At 31.7% G+C, this 23,179-nt stretch carries 24 protein-coding genes; 19 read left to right on the top strand and 5 right to left on the bottom strand.

Translation table 11 applies throughout. The features are described from left to right. Positions 1 to 86: 86 nt before the first annotated feature. Positions 87 to 911 (bottom strand): dihydropteroate synthase, encoded by an 825-nt coding sequence (folP, locus tag IRZ83_RS02715; protein WP_194566681.1) that lies wholly within the window; start codon positions 909 to 911, stop codon positions 87 to 89. A gap of 229 nt (positions 912 to 1,140) precedes the next feature. Between folP and IRZ83_RS02720 the strand changes: the two genes are divergently transcribed. The 19 genes from IRZ83_RS02720 (at position 1,141) to IRZ83_RS02810 (ending at position 16,479) form a co-directional block, all read left to right on the top strand. Beyond that, positions 1,141 to 1,683 carry a DUF1599 domain-containing protein gene (locus IRZ83_RS02720; protein WP_029269526.1) on the top strand — a complete coding sequence of 181 codons (543 nt, stop codon included), beginning with the start codon at positions 1,141 to 1,143 and terminating at the stop codon, positions 1,681 to 1,683. Between the two features lie 85 nt (positions 1,684 to 1,768). Beyond that, positions 1,769 to 2,869, top strand: coding sequence for a BT_3928 family protein (locus IRZ83_RS02725; protein WP_194566683.1), 1,101 nt, complete (start codon positions 1,769 to 1,771; stop codon positions 2,867 to 2,869). A gap of 157 nt (positions 2,870 to 3,026) precedes the next feature. After that, a complete protein-coding gene (locus IRZ83_RS02730; protein ID WP_194566685.1) occupies positions 3,027 to 3,689 on the top strand; it encodes a dienelactone hydrolase family protein in 663 nt (220 codons plus the stop codon). 433 nt (positions 3,690 to 4,122) lie between these two features. Beyond that, positions 4,123 to 4,617, top strand: coding sequence for a TlpA family protein disulfide reductase (locus IRZ83_RS02735; protein WP_194566687.1), 495 nt, complete (start codon positions 4,123 to 4,125; stop codon positions 4,615 to 4,617). Between the two features lie 106 nt (positions 4,618 to 4,723). Then, positions 4,724 to 5,476 (top strand): triose-phosphate isomerase, encoded by a 753-nt coding sequence (tpiA, locus tag IRZ83_RS02740; protein WP_194566689.1) that lies wholly within the window; start codon positions 4,724 to 4,726, stop codon positions 5,474 to 5,476. A 203-nt stretch (positions 5,477 to 5,679) separates the two neighbouring features. Continuing rightward, the gene (gene prmA, locus IRZ83_RS02745) at positions 5,680 to 6,513 is read left to right on the top strand and encodes a 50S ribosomal protein L11 methyltransferase (RefSeq protein WP_194566691.1); all 834 of its coding nucleotides are present in this window, start codon (positions 5,680 to 5,682) and stop codon (positions 6,511 to 6,513) included. A gap of 34 nt (positions 6,514 to 6,547) precedes the next feature. Beyond that, positions 6,548 to 6,823 carry an ATP-dependent Clp protease adaptor ClpS gene (locus IRZ83_RS02750; protein WP_029269514.1) on the top strand — a complete coding sequence of 92 codons (276 nt, stop codon included), beginning with the start codon at positions 6,548 to 6,550 and terminating at the stop codon, positions 6,821 to 6,823. 122 nt (positions 6,824 to 6,945) lie between these two features. Beyond that, complete coding sequence (locus IRZ83_RS02755; RefSeq protein ID WP_194566693.1) at positions 6,946 to 8,463, top strand: WG repeat-containing protein; 1,518 nt, start codon at positions 6,946 to 6,948, stop codon at positions 8,461 to 8,463. Between the two features lie 83 nt (positions 8,464 to 8,546). Next, a complete protein-coding gene (locus tag IRZ83_RS02760) occupies positions 8,547 to 9,797 on the top strand; it encodes a sterol desaturase family protein (RefSeq protein WP_194566695.1) in 1,251 nt (416 codons plus the stop codon). A gap of 27 nt (positions 9,798 to 9,824) precedes the next feature. After that, entirely contained in the window at positions 9,825 to 10,502 is a 678-nt protein-coding gene (locus IRZ83_RS02765) for a lysoplasmalogenase (RefSeq protein WP_194566697.1), read from the top strand. Between the two features lie 111 nt (positions 10,503 to 10,613). Next, entirely contained in the window at positions 10,614 to 11,066 is a 453-nt protein-coding gene (locus IRZ83_RS02770; RefSeq protein ID WP_194566699.1) for a 2-dehydro-3-deoxyphosphooctonate aldolase, read from the top strand. 31 nt (positions 11,067 to 11,097) lie between these two features. Then, complete coding sequence (locus tag IRZ83_RS02775) at positions 11,098 to 11,433, top strand: hypothetical protein (protein WP_194566701.1); 336 nt, start codon at positions 11,098 to 11,100, stop codon at positions 11,431 to 11,433. Positions 11,434 to 11,436: 3 nt separating this feature from the next. After that, complete coding sequence (locus tag IRZ83_RS02780) at positions 11,437 to 11,883, top strand: hypothetical protein (protein WP_194566703.1); 447 nt, start codon at positions 11,437 to 11,439, stop codon at positions 11,881 to 11,883. 189 nt (positions 11,884 to 12,072) lie between these two features. Further along, on the top strand, positions 12,073 to 12,876 hold the full coding sequence (locus IRZ83_RS02785) for an arylamine N-acetyltransferase family protein (protein ID WP_194566704.1): 804 nt from the start codon (positions 12,073 to 12,075) through the stop codon (positions 12,874 to 12,876). A 203-nt stretch (positions 12,877 to 13,079) separates the two neighbouring features. After that, positions 13,080 to 13,898: a 3-deoxy-8-phosphooctulonate synthase gene (kdsA, locus tag IRZ83_RS02790; protein ID WP_029269496.1), complete on the top strand. Its 819-nt coding sequence runs from the start codon at positions 13,080 to 13,082 to the stop codon at positions 13,896 to 13,898. Positions 13,899 to 13,915: 17 nt separating this feature from the next. Beyond that, a complete protein-coding gene (locus tag IRZ83_RS02795) occupies positions 13,916 to 14,821 on the top strand; it encodes a hypothetical protein (RefSeq protein WP_194566705.1) in 906 nt (301 codons plus the stop codon). Positions 14,822 to 14,960: 139 nt separating this feature from the next. After that, a complete protein-coding gene (locus IRZ83_RS02800; RefSeq protein ID WP_194566706.1) occupies positions 14,961 to 15,635 on the top strand; it encodes a YiiX family permuted papain-like enzyme in 675 nt (224 codons plus the stop codon). Positions 15,636 to 15,719: 84 nt separating this feature from the next. Then, complete coding sequence (locus tag IRZ83_RS02805) at positions 15,720 to 16,172, top strand: Coq4 family protein (RefSeq protein ID WP_194566707.1); 453 nt, start codon at positions 15,720 to 15,722, stop codon at positions 16,170 to 16,172. A gap of 4 nt (positions 16,173 to 16,176) precedes the next feature. Continuing rightward, a complete protein-coding gene (locus tag IRZ83_RS02810) occupies positions 16,177 to 16,479 on the top strand; it encodes a hypothetical protein (RefSeq protein WP_194566708.1) in 303 nt (100 codons plus the stop codon). 71 nt (positions 16,480 to 16,550) lie between these two features. On the opposite strand, the gene IRZ83_RS02815 is transcribed toward IRZ83_RS02810, so the two are convergent. From IRZ83_RS02815 to IRZ83_RS02830, 4 genes are all read right to left on the bottom strand, one after another. Further along, a complete protein-coding gene (locus tag IRZ83_RS02815; protein WP_194566709.1) occupies positions 16,551 to 17,939 on the bottom strand; it encodes a M20/M25/M40 family metallo-hydrolase in 1,389 nt (462 codons plus the stop codon). An 84-nt stretch (positions 17,940 to 18,023) separates the two neighbouring features. Beyond that, positions 18,024 to 19,952: a discoidin domain-containing protein gene (locus IRZ83_RS02820; RefSeq protein WP_228520652.1), complete on the bottom strand. Its 1,929-nt coding sequence runs from the start codon at positions 19,950 to 19,952 to the stop codon at positions 18,024 to 18,026. A gap of 109 nt (positions 19,953 to 20,061) precedes the next feature. Next, positions 20,062 to 22,362, bottom strand: coding sequence for a beta-glucosidase BglX (gene bglX, locus IRZ83_RS02825; RefSeq protein WP_194566710.1), 2,301 nt, complete (start codon positions 22,360 to 22,362; stop codon positions 20,062 to 20,064). Positions 22,363 to 22,454: 92 nt separating this feature from the next. Beyond that, on the bottom strand, positions 22,455 to 23,168 hold the full coding sequence (locus tag IRZ83_RS02830; RefSeq protein WP_194566712.1) for a prolyl oligopeptidase family serine peptidase: 714 nt from the start codon (positions 23,166 to 23,168) through the stop codon (positions 22,455 to 22,457). Positions 23,169 to 23,179: the final 11 nt, after the last annotated feature.

Below are 23,179 nucleotides of genomic sequence, written 5' to 3' on the forward strand. Positions count from 1 at the left end.
TTTGCGATTTTCATTGAGGAATTACGTGTGTAATCTCTCTCCCTAAGGCTCGGGATCCAAATGACAAACTGCACGAATTATTTATATTAAAAACTCATTTTATTAAACAAAGTAACACATTCCATCGCTTCTTTAACATCATGCACGCGAAGAATTTTCGCTCCTTTTGTTAAAGCTATTGTATTGAGAAACGTTGTTCCGTTTAATGCTTCTTGTGGCGTAACATTAAGTGTTTTATAAATCATCGATTTTCTAGAAATCCCAGCTAAAATAGGTAATTCTAAAAGATTAAAAAGTTCAATTTTTTGCATCACTTCATAATTTTGATCGGTTGTTTTGGCGAAACCAAACCCTGGATCTAATATTAAATCATTAATTCCTAAAGCTCTTGCTTTTTTAACTTTTTCAGAAAAGTAAAAAAGCATTTCTTTAATAATATCATCATATTGCGTCAAACTTTGCATTGTCTGCGGATTACCGCGCATGTGCATCATAATGTATGGAACGTTATATTTTGCAATAACCTCAAACATTTTGTCGTCTAATTCGCCCGAAGCAATATCGTTAATCATCGCAGCGCCGCTTTCTATACTCGCTTTTGCAACTTCGGCTCTAAAAGTATCTATCGACAATAAAGTTGCTGGAAAATGCTTTAAAATCAATTCAATTGCCGGAACAATTCGGTCGATTTCTTCTTGTTCTGATACAAATTCTGCACTTGGCTTACTTGAATAGGCGCCAATATCTATAAATGATGCGCCTTCAGAGAGCATTTTATCTACTTGTGAGATTATTTCGTCTTCGTTTTTATATTTTCCTCCGTCAAAGAAAGAATTTGGCGTAACATTCAAGATTCCCATTACTTTAGGAATCGATAAATCTATAAGCTCGCCTTTGCAGTTAATCAACATATGTTTTTATTTTTTGTTTCATGTTTCATGTTTCATGTTAATGTAGATTGCGAAAGCTCTTCAACTTGAAACTAAGAAAACCTGAAACCTGAAACTTTTTATTTTTGATTTCAAGTTGTGCATTAACACTTTGTTTAGAAAAAACTTGAAACAAAGAGAACCTGAAACTTGAAACTCTTAAAAAATTATCCTTATTTTTGAAGAAATTTTAGCAAATATACAGCAATAAATGAAGAATACTTCCCTTGAATTTGATAATGTAATTACGGTTTGCCGCACCTTATTTATCAATAAAATGAAAGATTACGGCAGTGCATGGAGAATATTAAGACTTCCGTCATTGACCGATCAAATATTCATAAAAGCACAAAGAATCAGAAGTCTGCAAGAAAATGATATCCGTAAAGTGGATGAGGATGAAAAAGGAGAATTTATCGGAATCATTAATTATTCTATCATGGCTTTGATTCAGTTAGAATTAGGTGTTGTTGACCAGCCTGATTTGGATGTCGAAAAAGCAACCCAATTATATGACGCTAAAGTAAAGTTAACTAAAGACTTAATGGAAGCCAAAAATCACGATTATGGAGAAGCTTGGCGCGATATGCGTGTAAGTTCACTAACAGATTTGATTCTTCAAAAACTGCTTCGCGTAAAACAAATAGAAGATAATAAAGGTAAAACTTTAGTTTCTGAAGGTATTGACGCTAATTATCAGGATATGATTAATTATTCTGTTTTTGCTTTAATTTTAAACCCCATCAATAAATAAAAATTCCAAAAAATAAATTCCAAATTCCAAAGTTTAATATTGGAATTTGAGATTTTAATAAATTGGAATTTAAATAAATCTTCCTATGAAAAACATTATTACTCAATTCTCCCGATTATTTGTCGGTGTATTATTTATCATTTCCGGATTAATAAAACTAAACGATCCTGTTGGTTTCTCTTATAAATTGGCCGAATATTTTAGCGAGCCGGTTTTTAATATGCCATTTTTAGAGCCATTGGCTTTAGGTTTAGCAATTTTCTTAGTTATTTTAGAAGTAATTTTAGGAGTAATGCTTTTGGTTGGTTATAAATCAAAATTAACGATTTGGGCTTTATTGGTATTAATCGTTTTCTTCACTTTCCTTACCTTCTACTCGGCTTATTTTGATGTTGTAAAAGATTGTGGCTGTTTTGGAGATGCCTTACATTTAACACCTTGGCAATCATTTACAAAAGATGTTGTATTGCTTTTCTTCATCTTGATTTTATTCTTCAATCAGAAATTAGTTAAGCCATTATTTTCAAATTCAATAACAAATCTAGTTGTTTTGATAAGCGTTGCCCTATCAGCATTTATGGCGTTTTGGGTATTAAACCATAATCCGTTAAAAGATTTTCGTCCTTACAAAGTAGGAACAAACATTGAGAAAGGAATGGAAATTCCGGAAGGCGCTCCAAAATCAGTTGTCGAAATGACTTTTATCTATAAAGTAAATGGCGTTGACAAAGAATTTACAGAAAAAGATTTAGCAAATATTCCTGAAGGCGCAACATTTGTAGATCGTAAAGACAAAGTAATTACTGAAGGTTACGTACCGCCAATTCATGATTTTACGATGACAAAAGACGATTCTGATTATAAAGAAGAATTATTGAAAGAACCAAAATTAGTAATTTTTGTTACATACGATTTAGCTTTCTCTAATCCAGAGGGAATGCAAAAGTTAGCCAAAGTTAATGCAGACGCAAAAGCAAAAGGATACAAAGTTGTTGCGATGACGGCTTCTGGAGCAGATGAAATTGCAAAAGCTAAAAAACAATACGGTTTAGATGTCGATTTCTACTTCTGCGATGCAACAGCTTTAAAAACAATTGAAAGAGCAAATCCAAGTATTGTAATATTGAATAACGGAACTATAATTCAAAAAGTACATTATAATGATGTTGATGATTTGAAATTGTAAAAATCTCGAATCAATACGATTTTAACTGCGTCAATTTTGCTATCAATTTAGCTGAATTGGCGTTTTTTTGTTATTAACATTACGTAAGAAAAATAGTAAATCAGAAATTTTGTTTTTTATATTTGTTTTGAAATTATTCTAAAAAACAAACCTTTCTATGAAACAATTACCAAAGTTGTTATTTACTTTTGTGCTTACTATTTTTTTAGTTGCTTCAGGCTATAGCAAATCAAAAACATCAAATAACGATCAACGATATATATTTTTTTTGCATAATAAATTCATTGAAGAAAATGATTTAAGCGTTCCTCATCCTGAATATGGGAAAGCAGAATACAATGAAATATTAACTTCATTTAGAGCAGATAATTTTATTGTTTACAGCGAAATAAGAAGCAAAAATACCAATGCTGCAAAGTATGCCAAAAAGATCGTCAAGCAAATCAAGGCGTTATTAAAAAAAGGCGTTTCGTCAAATAAAATCACCGTAATCGGAACTTCAAAAGGAGGTTATATTGCTCAATATGTTTCAACTTATTTAGCAAATCCGGATGTGAATTTTGTATTTATTGGATGTTTTAGAGATTCGGATATTGAAGAAATTCCAGATATTAATTTCTGCGGTAATATTTTAACCATTTATGAAAAATCAGATATCTATGGTGTATCAGCAATTAAAAGAAAAGAAACTTCAAAGCTTAAAATAAATCATTTTAAAGAAATCGAATTACATACCAATCTTAAACATGGCTTTTTGTACAAAGCTTTAGATGAATGGATTGCACCAAGCAAAAAATGGGCTAACGGCAATTATAATTAAAGTAGTTTAAAATTCCTTAAAATAGAAATTGTAGAAAATCTTATATTTACTTAAAATGATAAAAAGAGCTTTTTTTAATGCTCTTTTTTTATACTTCTGCTTCTTAAAAAAAGCTGATTTATGACGTTTTTTTATCTTCACAAAATAGCAGAAAATAAAAAATAACCCTTTTATTGATGGATCAAAAAATATATTTAAAAAAAAATCTGATTTTTAAGTCCAACTATTACGATTTCATTCTGTTTTTTCTAACCTAAATTTTATGTTTTGTTATAAAATAAACGAGTCTTCAAATTTTGTTAATCTCCATTTGGCTTTCAATTTGTTTGTTTAACTTTGTTGGGAAACTTTAAATTATGAAATGGCCACGATTCTAAAACCAAATACAATGGAAGAATGGCGTACCAATTACATTAAAAAATAAAATATTAATATGAAACAATTAGCTCTAGTCTTTATTGCATTTATTACATTTTCATGTTCACAAGCTCAAAAAACAAGTTTTTCTAAAGAAGCTTTGTCTGAAAAATTATTAACTCTTGATGGAGGTCAGACTTCTTTCAAAAACATTTTAAAAAAATATAAAGGAAAAACTTTAGTAATCGAAGTTTGGGCTTCTTGGTGTGGCGATTGCGTAAAAGCAATGCCAAAAGTAAAAGAACTTCAAGCTAACAATCCTAACGTTTCGTACTTATTTCTTTCTGCTGATAAAACGGCTGACAAATGGAAAATAGGAATTGAGAAACACGAATTAAAAGGCGATCATTTTATGATGAACGACGGAATGAAAGGTGTTTTTGGCAAAGCAATAGATTTAGATTGGATTCCGAGATATATTATTGTTGACAAAACAGGAAAAATCGTTTTATATCGTGCTATCGAAACTGATTTTGATAAAATCAATGTAACTTTAGCAAGCTTAAAATAATTTGCAATCGGAATTCACAACGGAAATATCATTAAATTAAAATTTCAATGATTAAGCTAAACTTCAAAAAAAAACAAAAATTAAAAGAATAATAAAAACTACCAAAATGAGAAAAAAGATTGTTGCAGGAAACTGGAAAATGCATAAAAACGCTGGACAAACTGAAGAATTATTAAACGAATTAATTGCTAAAATACCAGCACAAACTACTGCGCAAGTAATTGTTGCCCCAACATTTGTAAATTTACAAGCTGCTGTTGCAAAAGTAAAAAATACAACTATTGGAGTTGCTGCACAAAATGTTCACCAAGCTGAAGGCGGAGCTTTTACAGGAGAAATTTCTGCAGACATGCTAACTAGCATTGGTGTAAAAACAGTAATTCTTGGTCACTCTGAGCGTAGAGCTATTTTTCACGAAACAGATGCATTAATCGCAGACAAAGTTGATACTGCTTTGAAACATGAAATGACTGTAATTTTCTGTTTTGGAGAAGAACTAAAAGATCGTCAATCAGGAAATCATTTTAATATTGTTGAAAACCAATTGCGTGATGGAATCTTTCATATTGCAAAAGAATCTTGGGCAAATGTTGTTTTAGCATATGAGCCAGTTTGGGCAATTGGAACCGGAGAAACGGCTTCGCCAGAACAAGCTCAGGAAATGCACGAATTTATTAGAGAAACTATCCGTAAAGCTTTTGGAGCTGACATCGCTGATGAAGTTTCTATTTTATACGGCGGATCTGTAAAACCAGACAATGCAAAAGAAATCTTTGGTAAACCAGATGTTGATGGTGGTTTAATTGGAGGTGCTGCTTTAAAAGCAGATGACTTTTTAGCAATTGTTACTGCTATCTAATTTTAGATTTTAGATTTTAGATTTTAGATTTTAGATTTTAGATTTTAGATTTTAGATTTTAGATTTTAGATTTTAGATTTTAGATTTTATACTTACAAAAACCATTCGCGATGCGAATGGTTTTTTCGTATTGGGATTTGGAATTTGGTTTTTTTAAATTGAAATTTATAATTTAAGAATTACCTTTGCAAAAAAAATTATTTATGTCGAATATATATTTAGGATATCATTTTACGATTGAACCGAAAGAACCAGGATCAGAAATTTTAATTGCTGAGTTGGGCGAAAAAGCTTTTGAAACTTTTACAGAAACAGAAAACGGAATTTCGGCTTATGTAAAGAAAGATTTATGGGATGAAAACATTCTAGATGACATTTATATTTTGCAGTCAGAGGAATTTAAAATCGAATATACCGTCGAAGAAATCGATCAGGTTAACTGGAATGAAGAATGGGAAAAGAATTTTGAAGCTATTGATGTTGATGGAAAATGCCACGTTCGCGCTCCTTTTCACCCAAAAACTAATGCCGAATTTGATATTGTAATAGAGCCAAAAATGAGTTTTGGAACTGGTCATCACGAAACAACGCATATGATGATCCAGCATTTGCTTGAAATGGATGTTGAAGGCTTAAAAACTTTAGATATGGGTTGTGGAACAGCAATTTTAGCCATTTTAGCTGAAATGAAAGGTGCTCAGCCAATTGACGCCATCGACATTGACAACTGGTGTTATTTGAATTCGATTGAAAATGCAGAACGCAATAACTGCAAACACATTACCGTTTACGAAGGCGATGCTGCGTTATTAGCAGGCAAAAAATATGATTTTATCATCGCAAATATCAACAGAAATATTTTGTTGAATGATATGCAGGCTTATGTAAATTCTTTAAACCCAAAAGGAATTATTTTATTCAGTGGTTTTTACGAAGAAGATATTCCTTTTATTGATGCTTCATGCACGGAAAAAGGATTGACATATGTTAAAAAATTTCAAAGAAACAACTGGGTTTCATTAAAATACGTAAATTAGTTTAGTAATTACTACAGTACAAAAACTTAAAAACATGAGTACTAAAGAAAAAGTAAGAGAAAGAGTCCGAGAAAAGGAAGCGACGGGTTTCAACAACGAAATCATTGTTTACAACGACGATGTAAACACTTTTGATCACGTAATTGATACTTTAATGCGTGTTTGCAATCATACACCGGAGCAAGCAGAACAATGTTCTTTAATTGTACATTATAACGGTAAATGCACTGTAAAAACTGGCCCGATGGATAAGTTAAAACCTCAATGCACACAACTTTTAGAAGCAGGTTTAAGCGCTGAAATTGTTTAATTGCAAAAAATAATCTAACACAGAAGCATTCTATTTATTCTATATTTGAATAAAATAGAATGCTTTTTTATTTTAAGCCGATTCATTTGATTTTTTACTTATAATTTACGAAAATTAAAATCATGAAATACCTCAAATTTCTTCTATTTTTATTCCCTTTAATCTCTTTAAGCCAGCAAAAATTTGATAATCTTCGTGAGCAATTGATAAAAGATAAAACACTGGGATATGAATACGTATATGCTTACGAAAACAATTATGCAGTTTTTAGAACTTTTAAAGGAAAAATGGGATTAATAGACACTCTTGCAAATGTCATTATCAAACCTACTTATGATTATATCGATAATAAAAAAGAACTTAAAAATATATTTGAAGTTGTAAAAACGATTAATAAAAAATTCAAACGCGGTTATATTGATTTAAAAGGAAGCGTTAGAATTCCACTAGAATATGATGATATTTATTATTTACAAAAAGGCCTCATTAGAGTTTCTAATAATAACAAAACAGGTGTTTTAGATACCCTAAACAAAACAATTCTTCCTATAAAGTTTGAAAGCATAATGAGTCAAGACGGCATTTTGTTTGTTGAAAATAATAATTCGATCGACCTTTTTGATTCCAAAGGAAAGCAATTAACAAACTTTCAGGCAAAAGATATTGAATATTTTACCAATAAAAAATCTATTGCTACGCTGCAAAACAATACTACATTAATTCTCAATAATGAAGGTGCTGTTGTATTGAATACTATTAAAAATCATAAATTTGAAAAAATAATTGGTTCAGATTCGTATATCATTCGCAACACCATTAATAATAAAAAAGGTGTTCTAAATTCATCCGGGAAGTATGAAATTGAATGTAAATATGACGACATTTTACCATCAAACTCCATTTATATCGTTAAGGAAAAGGATAAATATGGTTTTGTAACTAAAAATGATTCCACTTTAAAACGATTAATTTACAATTCAATTTATACTGTAAATTACAAAGATACTTCTCAATTCAAAAATCAATATCTCGCACAGAAAGGCGATTTAAAAGCTATAATAAATCCTTTTATAGAGAAAGAAGTAATTCCATTTCAATATCAAAACATACAAGCTTTTTCAAACTATTATATCACAACCAATTTAGACAATAAAAATAGTTTGTTTTCCGAAAATGGAGAATTGATTGTTCCTGAAGGTTATGAGTTTTATAATGGTTTCCAGAATAAAATTTTCGCAGTAAAAAATTCCAAAAATTATCTTCTCACAATAAATAATCTAAATTATTCTGAAGTAGAAATTCCCGTTAATGAATTTGTAAAAAAACAATATTTTTCAAACGGAATTTCTGAAAGCAAGTATCAGATATTTAAAAACGAAAATAAATTTGGCGTGATCAGCAATGAAAATAAAATTGTTATTCCATGCGAATTTAGTTCGATCGAACAGATTTATTCTACTGGAGAATTTATTGTTCAGAAAAATAAAAAATATGGAGTTGTAAATGCCAAAAATGAGGAACTTTTAGAAATAAAGTATGATACTTTTCAACCAGTAAAGGAAGTGATCAAATTTGAAATTAAAAATCAAAAAACACCAAAAATTTATTTTATTAATTTTTACCAAAATCTAGATTACTAGTATTTTATTAATTTGATTCTTTAAATAATTTACAAAACATTCTATTTTATTTTATATTTGAAATAAAATAGAATGTTTTTTTTATGGAAGAATACGGAAAGATATTGATTATCGCAACGCCTATTTTTTTAGCATTAATTGTAATCGAAAAAATATATGGCATTTATAAGAAGGACGATACCGCTCCCTTAATAGACAGCGTATCGAGTATAAGTTCCGGAATTACAAATTCTGTAAAAGACGTTTTAGGACTTAGCCTTACTTTTATTTCTTATGAATGGCTGGTTTCTAAAATTGCCATCTATCATTTAGAACCTAATGTTCTCTCCTACTGTATTGCTTTTTTTGTGATTGATTTCTATGGATATTGGAGTCACAGATTAGCACATCAAATTAATTTTCTCTGGAACAAACACGCTATTCACCACAGCAGTGAAGAGTTTAATCTGGCCTGCGCTTTGCGTCAGCCAATTGCCAGTTTAGTCAATTTATTTACTTTTTTATTGATTCCGGCCGCATTGCTTGGAGTTCCTGCATCTGTAATTACAATCACTTTGCCTCTGCACTTATTTTTGCAATTTTGGTATCATACCAAACATATTAAAAAAATGGGATTTATAGAAAATATTTTGGTCACGCCTTCACATCATCGTGTGCATCATGCTATAAATCCAGAATATTTAGATAAAAATCATTCTCAGATTTTTATTTTTTGGGATAAGCTTTTCGGTACTTTTCAGGCCGAATTAGAAGATGTTCCTCCGGTTTTCGGTATTACAAGACCCGCCAATACATGGAATCCAATCAAAATTAATTTTCAGCATTTGAGTTTGTTAATTTCTGATGCATGGCGCGCTGAAAATTGGAAAGACAAATTAACGATTTGGTTTAAACCAACTGGCTGGCGTCCTGAAAATTTTGAAGAAAAATATCCCGTAAACAAAATAGAAAATGTTTTTGATTTTGAGAAATACGGGACAAAAAACTCGAAAAAACTGATTTATTGGTCAGTAGCACAGGTTCTTATAACACTTTTGTTTGTTACTTATCTGTTTGATAATATTGCTAAAATTGGTCTTCCAAATATCTTTATTTATGGTTTATTTATTTTGGCAACCATTTACAGCTATACTGAATTGATGGATAAAAGCAAATATGCCATTTTTTGGGAAGGTCTGCGTTTTGCTATTGCAATCGGAATCATTTTGTTTTACAGCGATTGGTTTGGATTAAATCTTATTTTTTCAGCGAGTAATTATATCATTTTAACTTATTTAACCCTATCTTTTCTAACTGCGATTTATTTTGTAAAAATCGATTTCAAAACTAACTAAATAACCAACAAATTCATAACCCCCATTATGAGAAACGCAATGTACTTTAGAATTTTTAGTGCTTTAAGCCTATTTTATCTTATTATTTTACTAGTAGGATATGAAAATTTAGACCTCTTTATAAAACCAATTTTGATTCCGCTTTTAGCTTTTGGAGTTTATTTTTATCCAAAATTCCCCTCAAAAAAGACACTTTTAGTTGCTTTGTTCTTTTCTTGGGTAGGCGACGTAATTCTGCTTTTTGCAGATATTGCCGAGATCTATTTTATTCTTGGATTGGTAGCTTTCCTTATTTCGCATATTATGTACTGTGCGCTTTTCAACAAACAAATCAAAGGAAAATTCAAACGAAATACAATTGTTTTTGGAATAGGAAGTATTCTGATTGCTTTGTATTTAGTCGGAATGCTTTGTCTTTTACTGCCTAGTTTAGGCGAATTGCGAATTCCAGTAATTGTATATGCGACCGTAATTTCAATCATGCTTATTTTTGCTTTTAATGGGTTTTTAATCTGGGAAAAACCTGGTAATTTCTATATTTTCCTTGGCGCAATTGTATTTGTTGTTTCCGACAGTATTTTAGCAATTAACAAATTTTATTCACCAATCGAGAAAAGTTCTTTTTTTATTATGCTGACGTATCTTGTGGCACAATATCTGATTGTGAATGGTATATTAAAATTGAATTTAAAAAAAACGGAATAGCCACGCACTAAACAGATTCAAACTGATTTTTATTAATCTCTAAATAAATTAAATTGTGGAAATTTGTGGCATAAAAACCTTTTACATTTGTATGACCAATACCATTTAACCATGAAAAAAATAATTCTGTTTATTATTGTACTCATTACTGCAACTTCATGTGTGAGCACTAAATCGACTCTGAAAAATGTCGATGACAATGCTCCCGATTTAATTTTGAAGAAAGACAATACTTTTGCTATTACAGTATTCAGCAAAGACAAAAAATACGGTTATGACCCTGATTATCCCGTAAACATTTTTTACAGAAATACTAAAGACGAAGCTGTAAACGAAAGCCGTTTTTTAAATGCTTTAGCTGGGCCAAATGGCGAGAAAATCACGTATAAACGTCTAGAAACATGCTGTCCATTCCCTACTAAAAGAAGCGATATGGGCGCTGGCTTTTTAAATGTTTATGAATTAAGATGGGCAGGCCAAAAGAAACCTATTACGCTCTATTTGAATATTTATGAAAAAGGTATTTTAATGGTTCCGATGGGATTGAGCTTGAAAAAGGGGTAATTCTAAACAAATAATTTTAAAAATTAAATATATGTTCGGAATAATTCCTTTGATTCTACTCATTTTACCACTGCTCTTTCAATTGATATTTGGCAATAAAGCTATTCGAGATAAATTTTCAATAACCTTTAGTAATGTATCTTTTATCAGTATAATTTCACAAGTCGTTTTATCAATCGCATCATACAAGATTGCCATATATAATTTTGACCAATATTTCGAACAGCATCCAAATCAAACCAAATGCGGAATGGGATTTTTAGGTCTTATTGGGTTTGCTGGATTTCTTACTACTCTTCTAATACTCGCTATAATCATTCAGTATTTTATAAATAGATATAGAAAAAATAGTGCTGAAAATAGTTAATTCATGGTAATTAAAACTAAGAAAGCTTTTATAATTTTCGCCATTTTATCTGCTTTTACTTTTCCATATTTATATCTGCCTCTGATTTTAAGTTATGATTTCTTTTCATCTTTAATTCCAGGCTGGCATACTGCAATCTATCCTTATCCGTTACTTCCTGCGCTAATTAAATTTTTACTTCTGATTCTAGTTAGTCTTTTTTATTGGAAGCTTGCTAAATTTAAAAATGAAATAAATTTTAAAAAATTTATAATCCATTTTTTACTTACTGTTCCCGGAATTATATTTTCTAAAGTTAATCTTTACCAATTGCTTTATTCTGATTCTGCAGAACCTAAAAATTTTATGTTTGAAATTCAGACTGTAGTTTATATTCGGGTTTTAGCAAATATTTTATTTTTTCTTGGATTAATTTTGTTTGGCATCTATTATAAAAAATTAAGAAAATGAAGAGCTATCCAATTTGATTTTTTACATTTTTTAGTAAAGTATATTTCAGCGTTTACAGTGATAAAATTCCTTTAAAAGACTAAAAAGCCGAATTCAAACGTAGCGATTTTGTAACTTTACTACAAAGCAAACATCTTGTTTATGTGTTTCTATCTAAGATTCAGATAGAAAAGAATTAAAAATAATAAAATGGAACAATCAAAAAACAATAATAAAATTGAAGCCACAAACTTTAATTTACAGGAGTATTTAAACAGAATTAATTTTTCAGGAGAAATTGATTTGAATGTACAAGGCATAAAAAAATTGATGCAAAGCCAGCTATTTAGTGTGCCATTTGAAAATATTGATGTTCAGGCAGGGAAAACAATATCCTTAATTGGAGACGATATTGTAAATCAAATTGTAGATAAAAAACGTGGCGGATATTGCTATCAAATTAACGGCATATTTTCGTTAGCCCTTCAAGAAATTGGAGTTCCTCATTATTATATTGCGGTTCGTCCGTTAGTTAATCCAGGTCAGAATCCTAAAACGCATCTGGCAATAATTGCTGAAATCGAAAATGAGGAATATTTAATTGATCTGGGATTTGGAGGCAACAGCATTAGAGAACCTTTAAAACTAAGTGACATTGGAACTGAAATTCAGCAGGATTTTGATACTTTTACTTTAGTAAAAACAGAAGAAAACGAATATTTGCTGCAAATGCAAATCGGAAAAGAATGGTCTAATTTATATTCTTTTGATTTGACTCCTCAAAGGTGGATCGATTTTAAACCTGCCAATCATTATAATTACTCCCATCCAGATTCTTTTTTTACTCAAAACTTAATTGTTGTTTTGCCAAATCTCTTTGGCAAAAAAATCTTGTTTAAAAACGCAATAAAATCAGTAAACAACGGCATTACAGAAATTATTTCTTTTGAAGATGATCAATTGAATACTATCTTGGAAACAGAATTTAATTTAAAAGTAAGTTTTATTAAGTAATTGTCTTAGAAAACGCGAATATCTAGCCCTTATAGTTACTAGGCTTCGGGGAAAAAGGATTACTTCGCAAATAATTTATTTTAATGGGAGTTGAGCAGACATTGTTTGAAGCAGATAGCAGAAACAGCTTCTTAAAAAAAACTTAAATCTACATCTGCTATTCATAAATCATAACTACCTTTGCACTGTCAAAAAATCATATTATGAACATACAACATATTCCACAAATTAAGCATACTGAAAGTGGTAATTTCTTTTTATTGGCGGGACCTTGCGCTATTGAAGGAGAAGAAATGGCTCTCAGAATTGCTGAAAAATTAGTTGGTATTACCGACAAACTTCAGATTCCTTATGTATTTAAAGGATCATTTAAAAAAGCCAACCGTTCTAGAATCGATAGTTTTTCTGGAATTGGCGACGAAAAAGCATTAAAAATTTTAAGAAAAGTTTCAGAGACTTTTCACATTCCAACTGTAACAGACATTCATACAAATGAAGATGCTGCTATGGCTGCAGAATATGTAGATGTTTTACAAATTCCTGCGTTCTTAGTTCGCCAGACTGATCTTGTTGTAGCTGCTGCCAATACTGGAAAAGTGGTAAACTTGAAAAAAGGACAATTTATGAGTCCAGAAAGCATGAAACATGCTGTGCAAAAAGTATTAGATTGTCATAACGAAAATGTTATGGTTACAGATCGTGGTACAATGTTTGGCTACCAAGACATGATTGTAGATTATAGAGGTATCCCAACGATGCAGCAATATGCTACAACAGTTCTTGATGTTACACATTCTTTGCAACAGCCTAACCAAACTGCTGGTGTTACTGGCGGAAGACCTGATATGATCGAAACTGTTGCCAAAGCGGGTATTGCTGTGGGTGTTGACGGTATTTTTATCGAAACTCATTTTGATCCTGCTAATGCAAAAAGCGATGGTGCTAATATGCTTCATTTAGACTATTTTGAAGGTTTAATGACCAAATTGGTTGCCATTAGAAAAACAGTTAATTCATTCTAATTTTTAATACTAATTAATTGAAAACAAAAATTTTATTTTTCTTCTTGGTATGTTTTTCATTAAACATATTTGCTCAGGAAGAAATAGCAATAGAAAGATACACAGCGCATAATAAAGGTAAATTTTTCGTTTCCTGGGGAGGAAACAGAGACAGTTATACTAAATCTGATGTAAATTTCAGAGGTAAGGATTACAACTTTACAGTTGCGGATATGAAGGCTCATGATAAACCAAAAGGCTATCACATTGACTACATTAATCCTGCAAATATGACAATCCCACAAACTAATTTTAGAATGGGATATTTCATTAACGATCATTACAGTGTTTCTATCGGCTGGGATCACATGAAATATGTGATGACACAGAATCAAACGGCGAATGTTACCGGTTATATTAATTTACCTGCTGATGAAGCTGGATCTTTTTACAACGGAGTTTATAATAATACACCTGTAGATATGTCTCAAAATGGCGCTAAGGAAGGCGGTTATGATCAAGGTGTTGTTCAGGGAAATCCTCCTGCTTTTTTAATGTACGAACATACAGATGGTTTAAACTATATTAATAGTGAAGTTTCTAGACATGACGATATTTCGAAATGGTTTGGCTTGCCCAATACTGATAAAGTTCAGATTAACTTAACTGAAGGCGTAGGTGCTGGAGTTTTGTATCCTAAAACAAATACAACCCTTTTAGGAAAAGAACGTCATGACGATTTTCATGTTTCTGGTTTTGGAGTTTCTGCAAAAGCGGGAATTAACTTTACTTTCTTCAAGTATTTTTACTTGCAAGGTGAGTTAAAAGGCGGTTATATCGATATGAAAGATATTAGAACTACTGTTAGTAATGATGATAAAGCGACTCAGCATTTTTTATTCTTTCAGAGAATTATTGCTGTAGGTGGTATTTTTAGAATTTAAACATTGGTAAAATATATTTAAAAATAGCTGTCATTTATTTGGCAGCTATTTTTTTTATTATTTACTTTGTAATTCAAAGTTCTTTTTGAATGTGTTGATATAAAGAAATAAAGTAACTTTGAATTTTTAAATAAAAAAGATGAAAAAACAAAAACATTGGTTTCTCGGAATTACATTCCTCTTAAGTTTTGGACTTGCTTTGTATGTAGCAATGTCTGTTTTCCCGAACAATCCTTTTTCTAAAAAAACAGAAAATAGCAGTTTTAATAAAATTCAAGATGGAGATATTATTTTTCAAACATCAGAATCAAAACAATGCGAAGCGGTTAGAATTGCAACGAATTCTAAATTTTCCCATTGTGGCATTATATTCTTTGTAAACGGAGGCGAGTTTGTTTTAGAAGCGGTTCAGCCCGTAAAAATAACGCCTCTTCAGGAATGGATCGCGCGCGGAAAAGATCATAAGTATGTAGTAAAGCGATTAAAAAATGCTGAAAAAATTCTCACTGACGAAACTCTTGAAAAAATGAAAGCGTATGGAAAACAGCTTTTAGGCAAAGAATATGACGCCTATTTTGAGTGGACAGACACAAGAATCTATTGTTCTGAATTGATCTGGAAAATTTATAAAAATGGTGCCGGCATCGAATTATCTAAACTAAAAGAACTTAAAGATTTTAATTTACATGATGAAAGAGTTCAGAAAATAGTAAAAGAAAGATATGGAACTGATATTCCCACGGAAGAAAAAGTAGTCGCTCCTTCTGATTTGGTCGATTCTGATTTGTTAAAGACAGTAATTGATACGTATTAAAAACATAAAGCTAATTCAACAAATCAATTAGCTTTTTTATTTATTAATTAACTTTGAATTTCAAAGAACTTTTAAAATATAAATATGAAAGATCATTTATTCGAAAAAATGTACGAATGTACCAAAAAGCCATATCAAAAATATTTCAAAAGAAATAAGCCTTGGGAAATCAAAAAGGGAGATTTGTTAGATTATCCAGTAGATACATTAGGATTTAGCCTAGGAACTTTTCTTTATAAAAATCATTTTGATATACAGGAAAAACTCGAAGATCATGACATTATTCATGTCTTGACAAATACTGGGATTTCTGTTCCTGAAGAAATTGGAATGCAGTATTATCTTTTAGGAAATGGCAAAACAAGTCTGTATTTGTTTTTAGTCCTTCTATCAGGAACGTTTTTTTATCCTAAACACATTAAGTATTTCTTTCAGCAATATATAAAAGGAAAACGAGCACATTCTTTTTACTATTTGAACTTTTCGAAAATGTTAGATATGCCCATTCAGGCGATTCAAAAAACCTTTAATATATAAAATCATGAAAACAATAACAGAAAAATCTTTTGAAGAAAAACAATCTGCAGAACTCGCAATTGGAACTTTTATAATTAGTTCGTTTTTGTTCGTCCTTTACATTATTTCGAACGAAAGCCCAAATGTTTTGGTTATTGCCTGGCCATTTGCAGCTTCAGCGATAATCTTAAATACAATAATGATGGTTCATTTAATTGACAGGTTTATTAATCTTCGAGAATGCAGAAAGGATATCGCTGTCAAAATCTTGATTTTGCTTTCTAATATTCCGATTACTTTTTTGTACTATGTAGTTGTGATGAAGTAACAAGTTTTATACCAAACAAAAAAAAGCTACAAGTATAAACTCATAGCTTTTAGAAATTATTTTTTAGAATTTTAATTTGCCGTTGGAAGAATAATTCCAGTTTGATCAATTAAATAAATCAATGAAGTCATTGTTGCTGCTCCAAGTTCTAATTCTCTTTTGTTAATTGCATCAAATTTATCGTTTGCAGCGTGGTGATAATCAAAATAGCGTTGAGAATCTGGCTGTAAACCTGCTTTAACGATCGTTTTAGAGGTTAAGTGCTCAATATCTGAACCACTATGCCCTTTTGTAAAACTATGGATAAAATAAGGTTCAAAAAGATCTTTGAAACCTTGAATTTTTTTCAAGTTAGCATCATCAGCTTCAATTGAGAATCCTCTTGGTGTAAATCCGCCTGAATCACTTTCTAAAGCAAAAATATGATTTTCGTTCTTTTGTTTTGAAACTTCTTCATATTTGGCGCCGCCTTTTCCGCCATTTTCTTCATTCATAAACAATACCACACGAATGGTATTTTTAGGCTTGTAGTTTAGGTTTTTCAAAATACGGACAACTTCCATACTTTGCACCACTCCTGCTCCATCATCATGAGAACCATCTGCAAGATCCCAAGAATCTAAGTGGCCTCCAACAACCATAATATTTTCTGGAGTTACAGTTCCTGTCAATTCTCCAATTACATTATATGACAATACATCTGGCAACGTCTCACAAGATTGTTTGAAATAGAACTTTAGTGTTGGATTATTTTTCAATAATTTACTTAATAATTCTGCTCCATTTGTGCTGATTGCTGCAGCCGGAATATATTGTTCTTTTGGCAAATCGCCATAACTCTGCGCTCCTGCATGTGGAAAATCATCTAAACGCAAATTTAATGAACGAACAATTGTTCCTACCGCTCCTAATTTTGCAGCTTCTTTTGCGCCACTTCGTCTTTGATCTCCAGCACCTGAATACGCATCAAAAGTTCCGATATTTTCAGGATTCATTGGTCTGTTAAAAAACACAATTTTACCTTTTACTTTATCGCCTAAAGCTTTTAATTCATCTAAACCTTGTACTTCAATAACTTCAGCTGTAATTCCAGTTTTCGGAGTTGCTACTGATCCGCCAAGAGCACAAATTGGCACTGCAGTTTTTATTTTATTATCTAAAATATAAGCGGTTTCTTTTTCACCGCGAACCCAGTGAGGAACCATAACTTCTTGAAGATATACTTTATCAAGGCCTAAAGTTTCTAATTGCGATTTTGTGTATTGAACTGCTGCTGCAGCACTTGGAGAACCTGACAGACGGCTTCCGATATCATTAGATAAATACTCTAGCCAAGTGTAACATTTTGCCTCGGTTAAAGCTTTTTTATAAAATAATTTAATGTTTTTTTCATCGTTTGACTGTGCAAAAGATGTCAATCCGTTTAAAACTAAAACAGTTAAAAGAATCGTTTTTTTCATAGGTTATATTTCATTTTTGGGTTGTTTCACAAAGGAACAAAATTCTTTAGACCTTATGCCGATTTCTTCTCAACTTTTATAAAATTATTTTACCTCAATTGACTTGTTTTGAACTCCAATTCCGTTTTCATTAAAAGCTTCTATCGTAAAATAATATTTCGTGCCTTTATCTAAGCCTCTAAAGTCATATGAGTTTTGATCATAAACCATAATACTATTGTATAATTTATCAGGAGTGATTCCGTAGTAAATATTATATCCCACTGCATCTGGCTGTTTTTTCCAGCTGATCATCGCATTGCGGGAATCTTTTGAATTTCTGTCTACTTTAAAATCCGAAACTGCTTTTGGTTTAGCTGCCAGCCCATTTCCGAAAACTCTGAAATCTGAAACAGCAAACAATCCTGACGCATTATGAATATTAATCATTTTAATGTAGCGTGCCTTAATTGATTTTGTCAGCTCAACATAATCATGCGGAACGTCTTTTGCGTTTTGAGACTTATCAACAACTAATGTCCAATTTTGAGCATCATCAGACATGAAGATTTTATATTGATAATAGATATCCATTGCCTTATTGTACTGCGTTGCTTTATGATCGGCATAATTAATTTGTAAAGCATTGATTTGCATTTCTCTGCCTAGGTCGAGCTGCAGCCATTCGCCAAAATTATCTGTTTTTGCAGACCAATATGTCTGGATATTTTCATCGGTTAAATTAGCTGCTCCATAGCAAAATTTTTCATATACTTTTTTTCCGCCATTATCTACTCTATGTGTTTCTACTTCCATGCATTCTTCTGAAGAAGAAACTGTAACTGGCTTTTTATAAGATAATAACATCCAGCCTGCAGATGCTCCTTTTTCCTGATTTCTTTGAGCTGTTGGAAGAACAATTGGAAAATCTCCATAAGCAGTTATAGAATACATTACATCATCTTTATCGAATCCTGCAGGAAACATATCAATGCGACGCTCAAAACGGTCTTTTATCGAAATTTTGCACGTTCCAGTGTTCCAATAATTTCCATAATTATCTGCAAACGTATTTCCGTGTCCAGCTCCAATCACAAAACCTCCAGGTTTGTATGACATCGGATTGTGTTTTTGATAAACAAATGGCCCTAACGGATTATCCCCCACGTGTACACCATTTGCATATCCTTTGTATTCAGTTGCCGGCGCACCATATTGCATGTAATATTTCCCGTTGTGTTTGGTCATCCAAGCACCTTCAATAAAATTTCCCCAAGGTGCGGGTTCCATATCATTGTTAGGTCCAAAACGTTCCCAGCCATGATTTGACGGATCTAAAATAGCTACTTCTTTTATTTGACCGTACGGACGCTGAATGTCTTCAACTTCAGTTGCTGTGTATAATTTTTCATAATCTGCCTGATTTCCTTTTGGAAGCCAAGTATTATAATCTACTTCAACACCAACGAGCGGCAGTTTTCCGCTTGAGCCATAATACATGTATACTTTTTTATCGTCATCTTGAAAAATTGCAGGATCCCAAGTTGGCAGCATTGCTTTATCAATATGTCTTAACCATTGACCTGATTTTGGATCAGCAGTTTTCCAAATTGGATGATCTCTTTTCCAAGTTGAGCCCACATAAAACAAAGTATCATTAACTACCCAAGCAGCAGGTGCACATTGATCATCATCACCAGGTTTTCTTTGAAAGCTTCCATAAACAAATTTCCAATCCGACATGTCTTTACTCCAGAAAAATCCAGCCTGATTTGTTGCAAATAAATAATATTCACCTTTAAAAGTGATAATAACAGGATCTGCACTCGAACGGCGTGATTCTGGAATACCATTATGATTTGCGGTAGTGTAATTATAACCAATATTAATTGGGTTACAATACGTTGTCGCTGGTTTACTTGGATCAAACCACGCTGTTTTTTGTGCCCATATGTTGGTTGTAAAACCACTTATTAAAAGCAAAACTAGCAGTAAATAAAGTTTTTTCATTTTCATTTCCATTTCCATTTCCATTTTAGTATTATTTCTATCTCTTCTTAAATTGTTTTTCTTCGAAACTTAGCGTTATAAAAAAAGCCCTTCGTTAACCAATACGAAGGGCTAATTACAATCAATAAACCAACTATTTAGTTAACTCAAAACTAACTTTCTTATCAGCAGCTGAATTTCCTCCAACGAAAATATCGAACTGTCCAGGTTCTGCTACAAATTGTAAATCAGAATTATAAAATTTTAAATCTTCAACTGTGATATCAAAAGTCACCGTTTGTTTTTCACCTTTTTTAAGTGTTATTTTTTGGAAATTTTTCAATTCTCTAACGGGTCTTGTTACCGATCCAACTAAATCTCTGATATATAATTGAACAGTTTCTTTTCCGTCATAATTTCCTGTGTTTGCAACATCAACTGTTACTTTTAATTTTCCGCTGAAATTGATTTTATCAGAAGAAATTTTCAAGTTTGAATATTCAAAATTGGTATAACTTAATCCGAATCCAAAAGGAAATAATGGCTCGTTTCTTTCGTCAATATAGTTCGATCTGAATTTTTCAAACTTCCCTTCTGTATTAGAAAGTGGTCTTCCTGTATTTTTATGTGCATAATAAATTGGCACTTGACCTACGCTTCTTGGAAAAGTTGTTGTCAATTTTCCTGAGGGGTTAACATCTCCAAATAATACATCAGCGATTGCATAACCTGCTTCTGTCCCTGCAAACCAAACATTTAAAATAGCTGGAACTGTAGCATTCTCATCATTAATCACCAACGGACGACCATCAAATAAAACTAAAACAACTGGTTTTCCTGTTTTTAATAATGCGTTTAATAAATCTTTTTGTGCTTGTGGAATTTCTAAGTTTGTACGGCTGCTAGATTCTCCACTCATTTCAGCAGATTCTCCTAAAGTTGCAACAATTACATCAGATTGATTAGCTACTTTTAGAGCTTCAGCTAATAACTCTTCTTTAGAACGCGCATCACGGTGCAATGTTTTTCCAAACATTGTAGCGTTTGTTTCGAAAGTTTCATCGTAATCTAAATTGCTTCCTTTTGCATATAATACTTTTGCAGATGCTCCTGCTACTTCTTTGATTCCGGCTAATAATGAAATGGCATTTTCCATTTTAGTGGCTACACTCCAAGTTCCGGGCATATTTTCTTTTGCATCTGCCAATGGTCCGATAATTGCAATAGTACCTGATTTTTTAAGAGGCAGCACTTGATTTTGATTTTTTAATAAAACCAACGATTGAGACGCAATCTGACGTGCTTCTTTTCTGCTTGCTGCTGTAAAGATTTCTGTTTTAGCTCTCTTTTCATCACAATATTTATATGGATCTTGGAATAATCCTAAATCATATTTTGCTTCTAAAATAAGTTTAACTGCATTATCAATAGTCTCAATTGTTACTTTTTTCTCGTCTAAAGATTTTTTCAGAGTAGTTAAAAAACCTTCTCCAACCATATCCATTTCAACACCTGCATTCAATGATAAAGCAGAAGCTGCTTGTAAATCTCCCATACCGTGCTCGATCATTTCGTTGATTCCTGTAAAATCAGTCACTACAAAACCTTTAAAGCCCCATTGTTTTCTTAAAACATCAGTCATCAACCACTTATTTCCAGTTGCAGGAACACCGTCTACTTCATTAAAAGAAGCCATTACAGAACCTACTCCAGCATCAACAGCGGCTTTGTAAGGAGGAAAATAATCGTTAAACATTCTGATATGGCTCATATCAACCGTGTTGTAATCACGTCCAGCTTCTGGCGCACCATATAATGCAAAGTGTTTTACACATGCCATTATCGAATTATTTTTAGAAAGATCGTGTTGCTGATAACCGTTAACCATTGCTTTTGCAATTTGGCTTCCCAAGTAAGGATCTTCTCCTGAACCTTCAGAAATTCTTCCCCAGCGAGGATCACGAGAGATGTCTACCATTGGAGAAAACGTCCAGTTAATACCGTCTGCACTAGCCTCTTGAGCTGCAATCTGCGCACTTCTTTCGATTAAGTTCATATCCCAAGTACAAGATAACCCTAACGGAATTGGAAATGTAGTTTCATAACCGTGAATAACATCCATACCAAAAATCAATGGAATTTTTAAACGGCTTTTTTCTACAGCAATCTTTTGTACTTCTTTAATTTTCTGAACAGACTTAATATTGAATAAACCTCCAACTTTACCTTCAGCAATTTTTTTAGCCACATCAGAACTGTTTGCCTGTCCTGTAGTTATATCTCCAGACGTTGGTAAATTAAGCTGTCCTAATTTTTCGTCTAATGTCATTTTCGACAAAAGCTCAGCTACAAACTCTGATTTTGGTTTAATTGTTACTGTACTTTTAGTGTTCTTTTTTTGAGCGTAACCCAAAACAGCACATCCTAAAAAAAGTAAGACTAATTTGTTTTTCATGTGTATTTAATATTTATTTTAATGGAAAATGCAATCGTTTTTGTTCATTCTGATTATAAAATCGGAATAAAAGCGATTTCATTCTATTGTATTTATTTATTGGTATTTGTTTTAATCTGTTTAAACATCCAGTCATAAATTTCTGGATTATCGTAAACTCGTGTCCAGCTGTCATGACCCGCATCATCAAAAATGGTCAATTGAACATCTTTGGCATTACACTTTTTTAATTCTTTGTAAATGGTTATAGCGTAATCTACTTTTACTACATCATCTAATAATCCGTGAAAAATTCTTGTTGGAATATTTGCAATTTTACAAGCGCTCTCTAATTCAATCAAGTCAACAAAACCGGAAATAGGCACAATTGCTGCAAACTTATCTGGGTATGTAAGCGCTAAATTCCATGCTGCCCAGCCACCTGAACTTAAACCTGTAACATATATTCTGTTTTGGTCTATTTTGTTTTCTTTTTGAATTTTTAAAATCAATTCATTAATTGATTCAATATCCCAATTTTCATCTTCTTTGCATTGAGGAGCAATAACATAAGCATCTAATTGATGTGTTTTTAGATATTTTAAAGGTCCATGAATTTTTACTTTTCCAATGTCTGTTCCTTTTTCGCCATCACCTGAAATAAAAACTATTAATGGCTTTTTTTCTTTTGGATTATCAGGTTTATGCAAAGCATATCCTAATTCGTGTTTTATTACAGAAACTGTATTTATTTTTCCAGTAATTTCGGTTTGTGCAAAGCCTATTACTGAAAAAAGCAACATTAATAACGCTATTTTGTTTCTCATGATAAAACGTA

This window comes from Flavobacterium sp. JLP (genome assembly GCF_015350755.1).
Taxonomy (GTDB): Bacteria; Bacteroidota; Bacteroidia; order Flavobacteriales; family Flavobacteriaceae; genus Flavobacterium.

Excerpts from the sequence above, each read along its gene's own strand:
- tpiA (WP_194566689.1), top strand. The coding sequence starts at position 4,724 with ATGAGAAAAAAGATTGTTGCAGGAAACTGGAAAATGCATAAAAACGCT.
- IRZ83_RS02820 (WP_228520652.1), bottom strand. The coding sequence starts at position 19,952 with ATGGAAATGGAAATGGAAATGAAAATGAAAAAACTTTATTTACTGCTA.
- IRZ83_RS02805 (WP_194566707.1), top strand. The coding sequence starts at position 15,720 with ATGAAAGATCATTTATTCGAAAAAATGTACGAATGTACCAAAAAGCCA.
- IRZ83_RS02735 (WP_194566687.1), top strand. The coding sequence starts at position 4,123 with ATGAAACAATTAGCTCTAGTCTTTATTGCATTTATTACATTTTCATGT.
- IRZ83_RS02770 (WP_194566699.1), top strand. The coding sequence starts at position 10,614 with ATGAAAAAAATAATTCTGTTTATTATTGTACTCATTACTGCAACTTCA.
- IRZ83_RS02760 (WP_194566695.1), top strand. The coding sequence starts at position 8,547 with ATGGAAGAATACGGAAAGATATTGATTATCGCAACGCCTATTTTTTTA.
- IRZ83_RS02725 (WP_194566683.1), top strand. The coding sequence starts at position 1,769 with ATGAAAAACATTATTACTCAATTCTCCCGATTATTTGTCGGTGTATTA.
- IRZ83_RS02810 (WP_194566708.1), top strand. The coding sequence starts at position 16,177 with ATGAAAACAATAACAGAAAAATCTTTTGAAGAAAAACAATCTGCAGAA.
- IRZ83_RS02800 (WP_194566706.1), top strand. The coding sequence starts at position 14,961 with ATGAAAAAACAAAAACATTGGTTTCTCGGAATTACATTCCTCTTAAGT.
- IRZ83_RS02775 (WP_194566701.1), top strand. The coding sequence starts at position 11,098 with ATGTTCGGAATAATTCCTTTGATTCTACTCATTTTACCACTGCTCTTT.
- IRZ83_RS02720 (WP_029269526.1), top strand. The coding sequence starts at position 1,141 with ATGAAGAATACTTCCCTTGAATTTGATAATGTAATTACGGTTTGCCGC.
- IRZ83_RS02830 (WP_194566712.1), bottom strand. The coding sequence starts at position 23,168 with ATGAGAAACAAAATAGCGTTATTAATGTTGCTTTTTTCAGTAATAGGC.
- prmA (WP_194566691.1), top strand. The coding sequence starts at position 5,680 with ATGTCGAATATATATTTAGGATATCATTTTACGATTGAACCGAAAGAA.
- IRZ83_RS02750 (WP_029269514.1), top strand. The coding sequence starts at position 6,548 with ATGAGTACTAAAGAAAAAGTAAGAGAAAGAGTCCGAGAAAAGGAAGCG.
- IRZ83_RS02780 (WP_194566703.1), top strand. The coding sequence starts at position 11,437 with ATGGTAATTAAAACTAAGAAAGCTTTTATAATTTTCGCCATTTTATCT.
- IRZ83_RS02730 (WP_194566685.1), top strand. The coding sequence starts at position 3,027 with ATGAAACAATTACCAAAGTTGTTATTTACTTTTGTGCTTACTATTTTT.
- IRZ83_RS02755 (WP_194566693.1), top strand. The coding sequence starts at position 6,946 with ATGAAATACCTCAAATTTCTTCTATTTTTATTCCCTTTAATCTCTTTA.
- IRZ83_RS02765 (WP_194566697.1), top strand. The coding sequence starts at position 9,825 with ATGAGAAACGCAATGTACTTTAGAATTTTTAGTGCTTTAAGCCTATTT.
- folP (WP_194566681.1), bottom strand. The coding sequence starts at position 911 with ATGTTGATTAACTGCAAAGGCGAGCTTATAGATTTATCGATTCCTAAA.
- kdsA (WP_029269496.1), top strand. The coding sequence starts at position 13,080 with ATGAACATACAACATATTCCACAAATTAAGCATACTGAAAGTGGTAAT.
- IRZ83_RS02815 (WP_194566709.1), bottom strand. The coding sequence starts at position 17,939 with ATGAAAAAAACGATTCTTTTAACTGTTTTAGTTTTAAACGGATTGACA.
- bglX (WP_194566710.1), bottom strand. The coding sequence starts at position 22,362 with ATGAAAAACAAATTAGTCTTACTTTTTTTAGGATGTGCTGTTTTGGGT.
- IRZ83_RS02785 (WP_194566704.1), top strand. The coding sequence starts at position 12,073 with ATGGAACAATCAAAAAACAATAATAAAATTGAAGCCACAAACTTTAAT.